Annotated in this window: 10 protein-coding genes; 4 read left to right on the top strand and 6 right to left on the bottom strand. The window is 63.4% G+C overall.

Features of this window, described 5'->3' with window-relative positions:
• Positions 1 to 7 precede the first annotated feature (7 nt).
• Genes SJ05684_RS13745 through soxG form a run of 3 tightly spaced genes read left to right on the top strand, consistent with a single transcriptional unit; the run spans position 8 to position 3,886 of the window.
• A complete protein-coding gene (locus SJ05684_RS13745) occupies positions 8 to 349 on the top strand; it encodes a sarcosine oxidase subunit delta (protein WP_034854963.1) in 342 nt (113 codons plus the stop codon).
• Positions 346 to 3,339: a sarcosine oxidase subunit alpha gene (locus SJ05684_RS13740; protein WP_034854964.1), complete on the top strand. Its 2,994-nt coding sequence runs from the start codon at positions 346 to 348 to the stop codon at positions 3,337 to 3,339. Before SJ05684_RS13745 ends, SJ05684_RS13740 begins: the two co-directional genes overlap by 4 nt.
• On the top strand, positions 3,332 to 3,886 hold the full coding sequence (soxG, locus tag SJ05684_RS13735; protein ID WP_034854965.1) for a sarcosine oxidase subunit gamma family protein: 555 nt from the start codon (positions 3,332 to 3,334) through the stop codon (positions 3,884 to 3,886). The genes SJ05684_RS13740 and soxG overlap by 8 nt, the downstream gene beginning before the upstream one ends.
• 70 nt (positions 3,887 to 3,956) lie before the next feature.
• On the opposite strand, the gene SJ05684_RS13730 is transcribed toward soxG, so the two are convergent.
• Positions 3,957 to 5,183, bottom strand: coding sequence for an MFS transporter (locus tag SJ05684_RS13730; RefSeq protein WP_034854966.1), 1,227 nt, complete (start codon positions 5,181 to 5,183; stop codon positions 3,957 to 3,959).
• Between the two features lie 68 nt (positions 5,184 to 5,251).
• On the opposite strand from SJ05684_RS13730, the gene SJ05684_RS13725 reads away from it, so the two are divergent.
• Complete coding sequence (locus tag SJ05684_RS13725; protein ID WP_050980018.1) at positions 5,252 to 5,686, top strand: helix-turn-helix domain-containing protein; 435 nt, start codon at positions 5,252 to 5,254, stop codon at positions 5,684 to 5,686.
• Positions 5,687 to 5,729: 43 nt separating this feature from the next.
• On the opposite strand, the gene SJ05684_RS13720 is transcribed toward SJ05684_RS13725, so the two are convergent.
• The 5 genes from SJ05684_RS13720 to glgC all read right to left on the bottom strand — a co-directional run bounded on the left by SJ05684_RS13720 (position 5,730) and on the right by glgC (position 12,868).
• Positions 5,730 to 6,218 (bottom strand): MaoC family dehydratase, encoded by a 489-nt coding sequence (locus tag SJ05684_RS13720; protein WP_034854967.1) that lies wholly within the window; start codon positions 6,216 to 6,218, stop codon positions 5,730 to 5,732.
• Between the two features lie 74 nt (positions 6,219 to 6,292).
• Positions 6,293 to 8,257: a glycogen debranching protein GlgX gene (glgX, locus tag SJ05684_RS13715; RefSeq protein ID WP_034854968.1), complete on the bottom strand. Its 1,965-nt coding sequence runs from the start codon at positions 8,255 to 8,257 to the stop codon at positions 6,293 to 6,295.
• Between the two features lie 259 nt (positions 8,258 to 8,516).
• Positions 8,517 to 10,145 (bottom strand): alpha-D-glucose phosphate-specific phosphoglucomutase, encoded by a 1,629-nt coding sequence (locus SJ05684_RS13710; RefSeq protein WP_034854969.1) that lies wholly within the window; start codon positions 10,143 to 10,145, stop codon positions 8,517 to 8,519.
• Between the two features lie 5 nt (positions 10,146 to 10,150).
• On the bottom strand, positions 10,151 to 11,593 hold the full coding sequence (gene glgA / locus SJ05684_RS13705; protein WP_095694270.1) for a glycogen synthase GlgA: 1,443 nt from the start codon (positions 11,591 to 11,593) through the stop codon (positions 10,151 to 10,153).
• A gap of 12 nt (positions 11,594 to 11,605) precedes the next feature.
• Positions 11,606 to 12,868, bottom strand: a complete 1,263-nt coding sequence (gene glgC, locus SJ05684_RS13700) for a glucose-1-phosphate adenylyltransferase (protein WP_034854973.1) — start codon at positions 12,866 to 12,868, stop codon at positions 11,606 to 11,608.
• Between the last annotated feature and the right edge of the window lie 123 nt (positions 12,869 to 12,991).

The following is a 12,991-nucleotide window of genomic DNA, read 5'->3' as shown; positions in this document are numbered from 1 at the left end:
TTTCCAGATGCTTCTGATTTATTGCCCTTACTGCGAGGAAGAGCGCTCGGAGCTCGAATTCCGCAATGCCGGCGATGCCCATATCGTCCGCCCGACCAACATGGCCGAGATCAGCGACGAAGAGTTCGAGGCTTATTTCTTCCTTCGAGACAACCCGAAGGGCGTGATCTTCGAGAGGTGGCGGCACATGCATGGCTGCGGCCGCTTCTTCAATGCCGCCCGCGATACGGTGAGCGACCGCTTCATCACCACCTACAAGGCGGGCGAGCCGAAGCCGGATATCGACGCGAAGCCGAAGACGCCCGCAACGGTCGAAACCTACGAAGCCCTCGAAGGAGCAGCACAATGACCGGGGTCAATCGCATTTCGGGTGCGGGGCGCCTAACGCCGGCGCGCACGGCCCGCCTCACCTTCGACGGCCGGACGCTGGCGGCACTCGAAGGCGACACGGTCGCCTCTGCACTGCTGGCCAATGATATCCATCTCGTCGGCCGTTCGTTCAAGTATCACCGCCCGCGCGGCATTCTTTCCGCGGGTGCCGAAGAGCCGAACGCACTCCTCGACGTCTCGCGTGACGCCGCACGCCGGCAGCCGAACGTGCGGGCGACCGTGCAGGAGGTCTTCGACGGCATGAAGGTGTCGTCGCAGAACCGCTGGCCCTCCCTCTCGTTCGACGTCGGCGGATTCAACAATTTCCTGTCGCCATTCTTCGCTGCAGGCTTCTACTACAAGACCTTCATGTGGCCGAAGGCGGCGTGGCATAAGCTCTACGAGCCGTTCATTCGCCGCGCGGCCGGTCTCGGCGTCACGCCGACAGAGGCCGATCCGGATCACTATGCCAGCCGCTACGTCCATTGCGACGTGCTGGTGGTCGGCGCCGGCGTAGCCGGTCTGGCGGCGGCAGTCGCCGCGGCCAAGGCCGGAGCCAAGGTCATCCTGTGCGACGAGCAGGCTGAAGTCGGCGGTGCGCTTCACTACGACACCGGCACCCTCATCGACGGCCAGCCGGGTTACGAATGGGCGCAGGCCACAGGCAAGGCGCTCGCCGACATGGACAATGTCAGGCTGCTGACGCGCACAACCGCCTTCGGCTATTACAACCACAACTACGTCGCTCTCGTCGAGCGCGTGACCGATCATCTCGCTGCGCCGGAAAAGGCGCTGCCACGCGAGCGGCTCTGGCAGGTGCGGGCGAAAAAGGTGATCCTCGCAAATGGCGCGATCGAGCGCCACATGGTCTTCGCCAACAACGACCGCCCGGGCATCATGCTGGCGTCGGCCGGCCGCACCTATCTCAACCATTTCGGCGTGGCCGTCGGGAAGAGCGTCGGCGTCTATACCGCGCATGATTCCGCCTACGAGGCTGCCTTCGACCTTAAGAGGGCAGGCGTTGCGGTTCCCGCGATCGTCGATTGCCGCGAAAAACCCGGCGAGGCGGTGCTTCAACAAGCCCGCAACCTCGGCATTGAAGTGCTGACCGGCCACTCCGTCGTGGACACTAGCGGCAAGCTCCGGGTCGCCTCCATCAGCGTCGCCCGCAACGGTGGCGGCGGCCAGCGCAAGATTGCCGTTGACGCGCTTCTGGTCTCGGCCGGCTGGACGCCGTCGGTACACCTCTTCTCGCAGTCGCGCGGCAAGGTGAAGTTCGACGCGGCGACGGAGCGCTTCCTGCCGGGCATCTACGCGCAGGACTGCCTCTCGGTCGGCGCTTGCAACGGCACTGACGACCTGCAGGCGACGATCGACGAGGCGCTTGCCGCAGGCGAACTGACCGCACGCGCTGCCGGCGCCGACGGCGGCGCACAGGTGGCCCTGTCCGGCAAGAATGCCTTCGAGTGGACGGGCGGCATGATCGGCGCGGCTGAAGGGGCCGGCGCCGACAAGACGGTCAAGGCCTTCATCGACTTCCAGCACGATGTCTGCGCCAAGGACATTCGCCTCGCCGTCCGCGAGGGCATGCACTCGATCGAGCACATCAAGCGCTTCACGACGAATGGCATGGCCTCCGATCAGGGCAAGCTCTCCAACATGCACGGGCTTGCGATCGCGGCGGAAGCGCTCGGCAAGGAAATCCCGGCGGTGGGGCTCACGACTTTCCGCCAGCCCTATACGCCGGTGACCTTCGGTACCATCGTCAACCACTCGCGCGGCAGCCTGTTCGACCCGGCCCGCAAGACGCCGATGCATGCCTGGGAGGAGGCGCGGGGCGCCGAATTCGAGGATGTCGGCAACTGGAAGCGTGCCTGGTACTATCCGCGGGCCGGCGAGACCATGCATGAGGCGGTCGCCCGCGAATGCAAGACCGTTCGCGACGTCGCCGGGATCTTCGATGCCTCGACGCTCGGCAAGATCGAGGTGGTCGGCCCCGACGCCGCCAAGTTCCTCAATCTCATGTATACGAATGCCTGGGACAATCTGAAGCCCGGCCGCTGCCGCTACGGCATCATGCTGCGCGACGACGGCTTCATCTATGACGACGGCGTCGTCGGCCGGCTTGCCGAGGATCGCTTCCATGTGACGACGACGACCGGCGGTGCGCCGCGCGTTCTCCATCACATGGAAGACTACCTGCAAACGGAATTCCCGCATCTCAAGGTGTGGCTCACTTCGACGACCGAGCAATGGGCGGTCATCGCCGTGCAGGGCCCGAAGGCGCGCGAGATCATCGCGCCGCTGGTCGAAGGCATCGATCTGTCGAACGAAGGCTTGCCGCATATGAGCGTTGCGGAGGGTCGCATCTGCGGCGTGCCGACGCGGCTCTTCCGCATGTCGTTTACGGGCGAGCTCGGTTTCGAAGTCAATGTCCCGGCCGATTATGGCCAGGCTGTATGGGAAGCAATCTGGGCCCGGGCCGAACCGATGGGCGCCTGCGCCTACGGCACCGAGACCATGCACGTCCTGCGCGCCGAGAAGGGCTACATAATCGTCGGCCAGGACACGGACGGCACTGTCACGCCGGACGACGCAGGACTCTCCTGGGCGGTCTCGAAGAAGAAGCCGGACTTCGTCGGCATTCGCGGCCTGAAGCGGCCTGATCTCGTCAAGGACGGCCGCAAACAGCTCGTCGGATTGCTCACCAAAGATCCGAAGGTGGTATTGGAGGAAGGGGCGCAGATCGTCGCCGATCCGAACGAGCCGAAGCCGATGACCATGCTCGGTCATGTGACCTCGTCTTACTGGTCGCCGAATTGCGGCCGTTCGATTGCAATGGCGCTGGTCGCGGGCGGCCGCGCGCGCCTCGGGCAGACGCTTTACGTACCGATGGCGGATCGCACGATCGCCGTCGAAGTGAGCGACATGGTATTCTTTGACAAGGAAGGAGGTCGCCTCCATGGCTGACCAGGCAATGGCAACTCGCAAGGCTCCGCTCGAGGGGCTCCGCGGCGGCTCGCCGGCGGCGATGATCACTCCGGCAGCTCCGACCTCGAGGCTGGCGCTGCGCGCCCCGGCAGAGTCGGTTGCCGCCCTCTCCGCTGCGCTCGGCGTCACGCTGCCGGTGCGGGCGAAGACGTCCGCCTCGGCCGGCACGCGACACGCGCTCTGGCTCGGGCCCGACGAATGGCTGGTGATCGACGAGGATGGCGCCGATTTGATGGCGGCGGCCGCTTCGAGCGGCACGCTGCACTCGGCGGCCGATGTCTCCCATCGCAACACCGCCGTGATCGTCAGCGGTCCGGGCGCGGAGGTCGCGGTCAACAGCGGCTGCCCGCAGGACCTGTCGCTCCGCCTCTTTCCGGTCGGCGCCTGCTCGCGCACGATTTTCGGCAAGGCCGAAATCGTCCTCTTACGCACGGCTGAAGACACGTTCCGGGTCGAATGCTGGCGGTCGTTCGCGCCCTTCGTCTTCGGTCTGCTTTCAGAGGGTGCCGTAGACGCGGGGCACTGAACCAAGTCGATGCGTCGTCCAAAGCGCTACAGCGCCGCGCGTCTGAGAAGACGCGCGGCGCTGTAGCGCTTCATGACGATGCGGCGGGTCTCAATCCCGAGCGCAGGCGCGTTAGCGCTGCGCAAACCACTGCCGCGAGAGCCATCGTCGCCAGGATCAAGGCGGTTCCGCCAAACAGGCCTTCGTAGCCGAAGGCCGAAATCGCCGGCGTGCTGAGCAGCGGCGAGCAGAATTGCCCGATGAATACCGAAGCCGTCAGGATGCCACCTGCCAGTCCTCGCCGCCGAGCCGGCGCGAGATTGAGCAGGAGGGCGACGAAAGTGGGCGAGACGATCGCATAACCGGCACCGATCGAAGCGGCCCCGGCAAAGGAAAGCGGGCCCACCGCCCCGACGATCAGAAGGGCAAAGCCGACGCCCATCGCTGTATAGCCGAGAATGAACACGCCGGCATAGCCGGATGCCCGGTAGAGCCGAGGATAGAGCAGAGCGAAGACACCGCCCGCCAGCATGAGCGTGCCAAGAGCCGCACCGGTGGTGACTCCGCCGCCATGGCCATACGAATCGAAGAAAAACGGCAACTGCGTCGGGACGATGAAGAAGAGCAAATTCGTCAGCGCCTGGAGCAAGACGAGCCCGGAAAAGAACAGACGCCAGGACTTGCCTTCTGTTCTCGCGGCCGCACCGATACTCTGCCCTGGCGATGGCGGCGAGGCATCGACAATGACCCTCCACATCAGGGGCAGCAAGAGGATGGCAAGGGCATAGATAGCGAAAGGCATCCGGGGTGAAATGAGCGCCACGCATCCGGCCAGCGTGATGAAGAGGAGTCCGCCGAAGTTGCGCGCCGAGATCTGCAAACCCGTCAATGCGCTTCGCTCGACACCCGAGAAATAGTCTCCGATAAGTGCCGTTTGTGCCGTCATGATCAGGCCGACCGCAAGACCCAGGACAAGGCGGCTGATGAAAATCGTCGGCAGGTCCGGGAGGAAAAGGCCGGCACTTCCCGCAATCACGAACATAGTCACGCCCAGGAGCAGCAGCCGTCGCCGTCCGAAGCGATCGGCTGCCAATCCTGCAATCGGCGCGCTGAGCGCGACGCTTAACGAAGGGGCAGGGACGAGCAGGCGTGTCAGTATCTCCGCATACGGATCCTCCGCGAAGAGGCGCTGAAGCCCCGGCAGGGCGGGACTGATGGTTGCGTTCGCCATGGTCGTGAGCATTGCCGCCATCAGGAGTGCGACGGCCCGCGCATCCCGCCAGACCGCCTTTTTCGCTGCAGTTCCGAAGCTGTCCATGGATTTTCCTCTTGCTGAAATCACCGATGCGGAGGAGACTGCCACTTCAAGCCAACTTGAGGTCAAGCATGAATCTTCTCGACATCGGCGAGGTCGCTCGGCGCTCAGGCGTCCCGCCTTCGACGCTGCGCTATTACGAGGAAATCGGGCTGATCAGTTCCCATGGCAGGCGCGGACTGCGGCGGCAATTCGATGCCGATGTTCTCCTCAAGCTGGCGCTGATCGATCTTGGGAAGTCAGGGGGCTTCGGCCTCACCGAGATCGCCGGAATGTTCGGTCGGAACGGCCAACTTGCTATTCCTCGTGCCGACCTGCACGCCAAGGCGGACGCCCTGCAGAGGCAGTTGGCGGACCTCCGAGCATTGCGGGATGCGCTTCGCCACGTCGCCGACTGTCCAGCAGTGAGTCACCTTGAATGCCCGAACTTTCGCAAGCTGGTCAGGGCGGCCTCACGCGGACGGGTTGCGGCTGGGCGGCTCCGGAAGGCAACTGACAAAGAATGATGAGGCGTCGGCACGGCGAACGCCGTTCTCGGCCGATCGCTCGTCACGCATCGGCAGGCCGGTCCTTCGGGTCGAACTGTATGATGGTCTGCCAGATCGCAGTCAGCGCCGGCTTCCTCTCGCCTTCGATCTCCACCGTCGCGTCATAGGTGATCATCAGCATGCCGGCGCCGCGGAAGCGGGCATCGGCCATGGTAAAACGGCCGCGCACCCGTGCGCCGCTCTTGACCGGCGCCATGAAGCGCACCTTGTCGAAGCCGTAATTGATGCCCATCGTCTGCTCACGGATCTTCGGCAGGCAATTGTAGTTCATCGCCGAAAGCAGCGAGAGCGAGAGGAAACCATGCGCGATCGTGCCGCCGAAGGGCGTCTCCGCTGCCGCGCGAACCGGGTCGGTGTGGATGAACTGGAAGTCGCCCGTCGCCTCGGCGAAGTTGTCGATGGTCTTCTGCGTCACGGTAATCCAATCGGAGACGCCGATCTCTTTGCCGACCAGGTTCTTGACATCGGAAAGCGAAATTTCTTGCGGCATGTATTCGTCCTGAGGAAGCCTTGCAGCCGATCTATAGGCCGCTCGGCCCAAGCCTAGCAAGTGGTGGTAAAACTTTAGAAAACCTCGACGAGAAAGTTGACGGAGCGGGCAGGGGCGAGGGCTCCAAGTGCGGCCCCCGTGAGTGCGTCGCGCCATTCGCCGTCGAGGCTTGGAGGCAACTGCAAAGGATGCGGTGCGTGGCTGCGATTGATCACGACGGCAAGTCGCGTGAACCGCTTCTGCATCTCATCCTCTGTCGTAAGCATCATGATCAGATTGTCGGTCGCCGGGTGCTCCCAATCCTCGACCGTCATGGCGCGGCCGTCGAGGCGGAGCCAGGCGACGTCATCCCTGCCGGTGAAGAAGGTCGTTTCGGCGAAAACTCGGAAGCGGCGGCGCATGGCGGAGAGTGCAGCCGTGCGGTCGATCATCTGCTGGTCGAGCTGGCCCCAGTCGAGCCATGTGATCCTGTTGTCCTGCGCATAGGCATTGTTGTTGCCGTGCTGGCTGTGCCCGCCTTCGTCGCCCGCGGTCAACATGATCGTGCCGCGGGAGGCAAACAGGGTACCGATCAGAGCCATGACGTCATTTCGGCGTGCTGTCAGTAGCTCCGGATCTTCGGTCGGCCCCTCGACGCCGTTGTTCCATGAATGGTTCTCGTCATGGCCGTCGCGATTGCCTTCGCCGTTCGCCTCATTGTGCTTGCATGCGTAGGAGACGAGATCGATCATCGTGAAGCCGTCATGGGCGGCGATAAAGTTGAGGCTGCGCGTGCTTGTTTCACCCCAGCGCGAAAAGGTGTCGGAGGAACCCGCCAGCGCCGTAGCAAATGCGCCGATCGTATGCCGGTCGCCGCGCCAGTAGCGGCGGATATCATCGCGCGCCCGGTCGTTCCATTCGAGGAAGACATCCGGGAAATTGCCGAGCTGATATCCGCCGGGTCCGGTGTCCCAAGGCTCGGCGATGAGAACACGATCGCTCAGCACCGGATCGGTGGCCATCGCCTGCAAGAGCGCGGCATTGCGGCGGAACCCGCTCATGTCGCGGCCAAGAATGGAGGCAAGATCGAAGCGGAACCCGTCGACACCGGCGGCGCGTACAAAATGGCGTAGACTGTCGAGGATGAGCGCCTGCACAACCGGGTGGTCGCAGGCGATCGTGTTGCCGCAGCCTGTGTCGTTGATCAGTTCTCCAGGCTGATCGATCGCATGCCGGTAATAGGTGAGATTGTCGATCCCGCGCATGGAGAGCGTGGTGCCATGCCGATCGCTCTCGCCGGAATGATTGAAGACGAGGTCGAGGATGACGCCGATGCCCGCCCCGTGCAGGGCTTCCACGGTCCTGCGCAGTTCCTTGATGCCGCCAGGGGCGAGACTTGGATCGAGCGCCATTGGCGCAATCGGGTTGTAGCCCCAACCATTGTGGAGGCCGAGGGGCGGCAGGTGCCGCTCGTCGATCCAGGCAACGACCGGCATGAGTTCGACCGCGGAGACGCCGAGTCGCGTCAGGTGCTCGATGACGACCGGTTCGGCAAGTGCGGCCACGGTCCCGCGCTTTTTTTCCGGAACGTCCGGATGGAGGACCGTGAACGGCTTGACGGCGATCTCATAGATCAATCCGCCCGGCTGGAAGAGCGGCCGCTTCGGTTTGACCGGCCTGAATTCCGTGACGATCGCCTTGGGTACCAGATCCGCCGTTTCTTCGCCATGGATCGTCAGCCGGAGATCATGGCGAAAGGGGCGGTCGAGTTCCACCGCATAAGGATCAACCAGGAGCTTCGAGGGGTCGAACCAAAGCCCATGCTCCGGCGAATAGATCCCGTCGGCGCGAAGTCCATAGCGCGTGCCGAGGGGCACGTCGGAGAGAGCGAGGCTGTGCACGTCGCCGTTGCGCCGCAGCGGCAGGCGATGCAGTTCCTTGCTCCCCGTCTTGTCGAACAGGCAGAGGTCGACCCGGGCGGCATTGTGCGACCAGACGGCAAAGCGTGTGCCGTCGGGTGTACGGGTCACGCCGAGAGGTGGAATTCCGGTCGTCGGCATGAAGCACGCCCCTTCTTGAAAATGTCCTGCAGGTACAGCCGTTGTCTAAGCCCCCGCTGGCCTGTCGGTCACCTCCCCACAAAGGGAGAAAATGTGCGGTTTGCCACTCGCTTCAACTTAAAGCTTCTACAGTCGGAGTGCTTCGGAGGAGACGCAATGGATGCCACATCCTTTCTCCCCCCTGGTGGGGAGATGGCCGGTAGACCGGAGGGGTAAAGGGGCGCAGAGATGAGGCCGCAGGAAGCGGGCCTATAACATCTCAGGTGATCACGCTCGGCTCTTCACGGCCGGTGCGCGTCTTGATCTCCGCCATCTCGTCGGCAACGGCGATCAGGTCGGCCAAGGCGGCCTGCGTGTCGAGATCGTGGCGCTCCGGGTCCGGCTCGTAGCGCTCGATATAGACGCGCAGCGTCGCGCCAGAGGTCCCGGTGCCCGAAAGGCGAAAGACGACCCGCGATCCGCCCTCGAACAGAACGCGGACACCCTGATTTTTGCTCACCGACTTGTCGACCGGATCGTGATAGGAGAAGTCGTCGGCGGCCTCGACCTTTAGCGCACCGAAGCTCTTGCCGGGAAGGTCGGCGAGTTTTTCTCTCAGCGCCGCCATCAGCCCGTTCGCCGCGTCGGTATCGACGGCTTCGTAGTCGTGGCGCGAATAATAATTGCGGCCATAGGTCGCCCAGTGCTTCTGCACGATATCGAGCGCGCTTTCCTTGCGCGCCGCCAGGATGTTGAGCCAGAGCAGCACCGCCCAGAGCCCGTCCTTCTCGCGCACATGATTCGAGCCGGTACCGGCGCTTTCCTCTCCGCAGATCGTCGCTAGCCCCTCGTCGAGCAGATTGCCGAAGAATTTCCACCCGGTCGGGGTTTCATACAGGCCGATGCCGAGTTTTTCAGCGACACGGTCGGCCGCACCGCTTGTCGGCATGGAGCGGGCGATGCCGGCAAGGCCCTTGGCGTAACCCGGAGCCAGATGCGCATTGGCAGCAAGGATGGCTAGACTGTCTGAGGGCGTGACGAAGATCCCTCTGCCGATGATGAGATTGCGGTCGCCGTCGCCGTCGGAGGCGGCGCCGAAATCGGGCGCGTCCGGCGCCATCATCGTCTCGTAGAGCGCGCGCGCATGGACGAGGTTCGGATCCGGATGATGGCCGCCGAAATCCGGCAGCGGGATGAAGTTCATCACCGAGCCCTTCGGTGCACCAAGCCGCTTCTCGAGGATTTCCTTGGCGTAAGGGCCGGTGACGGCGCTCATTGCATCGAAGGCGACGCGGAAACCGCCGGCAATCAGCGCGCGGATCGCCGCGAAATCGAACAGGCTCTCCATCAGTTCGGCATAGTCCGCGACGGGATCGATCACCGTCACCGCCATGTCCTCGACATGCTGCGTGCCTTCCACATCGAGGTTGACGTCGGGAACGTCGGCGATCCTGTAACTGTCGATCGCCTGCGTGCGGGCGAAGATCGCATCGGTCACCCTTTCAGGCGCCGGGCCGCCGTTACCGACATTGTACTTGATGCCGAAGTCCTCGGTCGGGCCGCCAGGATTGTGGCTCGCCGACAGTACGATGCCGCCGAAAGCCTTGTATTTACGGATGACGTTGGAGGCGGCCGGCGTCGACAGGATACCGCCGCGGCCGACGAGCACGCGGCCGAAGCCGTTTGCCGCGGCCATCTTGATCGCTTTCTGGATCACTTCGCGGTTGTAGTAGCGGCCATCGCCGCCGATCACCAGCGTCTCGCCCTGATAGCCCTCGAGCGAATCGAAAATGGACTGGATGAAGTTCTCGGCGTAGTTCTTCTGCTGGAAAACCGGAACTTTCTTGCGCAGGCCGGAAGTCCCGGGTTTCTGGTCGCCATAGGGGTTTGTGGAGACGGTTATCATCATCTGTCTTAGCCTTTCGCGAGAAGACCGGAATAGAGCGAAGCGTAGCGTTCCGCACTCTTCGCCCAAGAAACGTCGGACTTCATGCCCTGGTTCTGCAAGCGTGCCCACACTTTCGGCTCTTTGTATGCATGCATTGCGCGCCGAATCGCGAGACGCAGGCCGTCCGCCGTGACCGGCTGGAACTGGAAGCCGGTCGCGACCCTGGCCGCCAGCGCCGCCTCGTTGGCGTCGATCACCGTGTCGGTCAGGCCGCCGGTGCGCGCGACGATCGGCACGCAACCATAACGCAAACCATAGAGCTGCGTCAGTCCGCAGGGTTCGAAGCGCGACGGAATGAGGATCGCGTCGGAACCCGCCTGCATCAGATGCGAAAGTGGTTCGTCATAGCCGGTCACCATGCCGATATGGCCGCGATGGCGCGAGGAGGCGGCCATGAGCGCGCCTTCGAGCGCCGCGTCGCCCGAACCGAGCACGACGAGCCTGCCACCGAGCGCGACGATGTCGTCGGTCACCTGGGCCAGCAGGTCCATGCCTTTCTGCCAGGTGAGGCGGCTGATGACGCAGAAGATCGGCCCCGGGCCCTTGTCGAGCCCGAAGCGCTCCTCCAGCGCCTTGCGGTTTGCTGCCCGCCGCTTGAGCGTGCCGGGAGCGTAATTCTGGGGGATATGAGGGTCCGATTCGGGATTCCATGTCGCGGCGTCGATACCGTTGACGATCCCGCTCAGGCTGGCGACACGGCTTGCCAGGAGCCCCTCAAGCCCCATGCCGAATTCCGGCGTCAGGATTTCCTGCGCGTAGGACGGGCTGACGGTCGTGATGGCGGTCGCCGTCTGCAATCCGCCTTTCAGAAAGCCAACATCGCCATAGTATTCTAAGAACTGCATCGAGAAGGCTTCGGGCGGCAGCGACAGTTCCGGAAAGACGGACGCGCCGAATTGGCCTTGGAAGGCGATGTTGTGAATTGTCATAACGGTCGGTATGTCGGCCGCGGAACCGAAGCGCATGTAGACCGGCGTCAGCGCGGTCTGCCAGTCATGCACGTGGACGAGATCCGGCTTCCAGCCCGGGACGACACTGTCGCTGGCGATTTCCGCCGCCGCCAGCGAGAGGGCGGCGAAGCGGCGAAAATTATCCGGATAATCGCGTCCCGTCGTGTCGAGATAAGGGCCGCCGTCGCGGGCATAAAGCGCCGGCTGATCGAGGACGAGCAGATCCAGGCCGTCATAGTCTGCTGCGAGCACCCGGGCAGGATGGCCGAAGAGGTTACCGATGCTGCCGACGGCTTTCTTCTTTTTCAGCTTGTGCAGTACGGCGGGATAGCCGGGCACCAGCGTGCGTATCCGGATGCCGTGCGGAAGAAGAGCTGAGGGCAGCGCACCGACCACGTCGGCGAGTCCCCCGGTCTTGACCAGGGGAAAGACTTCGGACGCAACGGACAGAACATTCATGCGACTTAAGACCTACATTCCCAGCTTGTCGATCATCGGTTGCGTGATCAGGCAAACGCCGTTCTCGCTGCGGCGGAAGCGTTTGGCATCGAGCACCGGATCATCGCCGACGACCAGCCCTTCGGGGATGGTTACGCGGCTGTCGATGACGACGTTGCGCAGGATGGAGTGCCGTCCAACCGTTACGTCGGGAAGAACTACGGCATTTTCGAGTCTGGAATATGAATTGATCCTGACGCCGGTGAACAAGAGGCTCCTGTTGAGCATGGCGCCTGAAATGATGCAATCGCCCGAGACGAGCGAGGAGGTTGCCGAGCCGCGGCGGTCCTCATCGTCATGGACGAATTTTGCCGGAGGCTTGATCTCGGCAAAAGTCCAGACCGGCCATGTGCTGTCGTAGATGTCGAGTTCCGGAGTCACATGGGTGAGGTCGATATTGGCCTGCCAATAGGCGTCGATCGTGCCGACGTCCCGCCAATAGGCCTCCCGTTCGAAATCCGAGCGCACGCAGGAGTGGGTGAAACGGTGCGCCACTGCTTTGCCGTGTTCGACGATATAAGGGATGATGTCCTTGCCGAAGTCCCGGCTCGACTTGGGATCGGCTGCATCGCGGCGCAGCATGTCCATCAGGAACTTGGTGTGGAAGACGTAGATGCCCATGGACGCCAATGCCATATCCGGATTGCCCGGAATGCCGGGCGGATCGGCCGGCTTTTCGACGAAGGCGATGATCCGGTCTTCGGTGTCGACATGCATTACGCCGAAGCCGGTCGCTTCCATGCGCGGCACTTCCAGGCAGCCGATGGTGACGTCGGCGCCGGAATCGACGTGCTGCTGCAGCATCAACTCGTAGTCCATCTTGTAGATATGGTCGCCGGCGAGAATCACCATGTACTCGACGCCGTAGTCCTCGATGATATCGATGTTCTGGTAGACCGCGTCGGCGGTACCCTCATACCATTGCGTTTCGGAGACGCGCTGGCTCGCCGGCAGGACGTCGAAGCTCTCATTGCGTTCGGGCCGGAAGAAGTTCCAGCCGCGCTGCAGGTGCCGGATCAACGAATGGGCCTTGTACTGCGTCGCGACGCCGATGCGGCGGATACCGGAGTTCAGCGCATTGGACAGCGCGAAATCGATGATGCGCGCCTTGCCGCCGAAATGGACGGCCGGCTTGGCGCGGCGATCGGTCAGTTCCTTGAGCCGGCTGCCGCGTCCGCCGGCAAGCACATAGGCCATGGCATCGCGAGCCAGAGGTTGTGTACGCTTCTCCACCATTTGTCCTCCCCAAGATCATGTCGTCGAGGACTGCCCGGCGACCACATGCGACGCCTCGCGGCCCACGTCACTTCGTCCTGTACCGCTCGGCGGAAGAGCCCGCCGGGCAGCTAGGTCCTGAGC

The organism is Sinorhizobium sojae CCBAU 05684 (assembly GCF_002288525.1).
Classification (GTDB): Bacteria; Pseudomonadota; Alphaproteobacteria; order Rhizobiales; family Rhizobiaceae; genus Sinorhizobium; species Sinorhizobium sojae.
This window is presented reverse-complemented; position numbering and strand designations above follow the sequence as displayed.

Excerpts from the sequence above, each read along its gene's own strand:
- SJ05684_RS13730 (WP_034854966.1), bottom strand. The coding sequence starts at position 5,183 with ATGGACAGCTTCGGAACTGCAGCGAAAAAGGCGGTCTGGCGGGATGCG.
- glgA (WP_095694270.1), bottom strand. The coding sequence starts at position 11,593 with ATGAATGTTCTGTCCGTTGCGTCCGAAGTCTTTCCCCTGGTCAAGACC.
- SJ05684_RS13720 (WP_034854967.1), bottom strand. The coding sequence starts at position 6,218 with ATGCCGCAAGAAATTTCGCTTTCCGATGTCAAGAACCTGGTCGGCAAA.
- soxG (WP_034854965.1), top strand. The coding sequence starts at position 3,332 with ATGGCTGACCAGGCAATGGCAACTCGCAAGGCTCCGCTCGAGGGGCTC.
- SJ05684_RS13740 (WP_034854964.1), top strand. The coding sequence starts at position 346 with ATGACCGGGGTCAATCGCATTTCGGGTGCGGGGCGCCTAACGCCGGCG.
- SJ05684_RS13710 (WP_034854969.1), bottom strand. The coding sequence starts at position 10,145 with ATGATGATAACCGTCTCCACAAACCCCTATGGCGACCAGAAACCCGGG.
- glgX (WP_034854968.1), bottom strand. The coding sequence starts at position 8,257 with ATGCCGACGACCGGAATTCCACCTCTCGGCGTGACCCGTACACCCGAC.
- glgC (WP_034854973.1), bottom strand. The coding sequence starts at position 12,868 with ATGGTGGAGAAGCGTACACAACCTCTGGCTCGCGATGCCATGGCCTAT.
- SJ05684_RS13745 (WP_034854963.1), top strand. The coding sequence starts at position 8 with ATGCTTCTGATTTATTGCCCTTACTGCGAGGAAGAGCGCTCGGAGCTC.
- SJ05684_RS13725 (WP_050980018.1), top strand. The coding sequence starts at position 5,252 with ATGAATCTTCTCGACATCGGCGAGGTCGCTCGGCGCTCAGGCGTCCCG.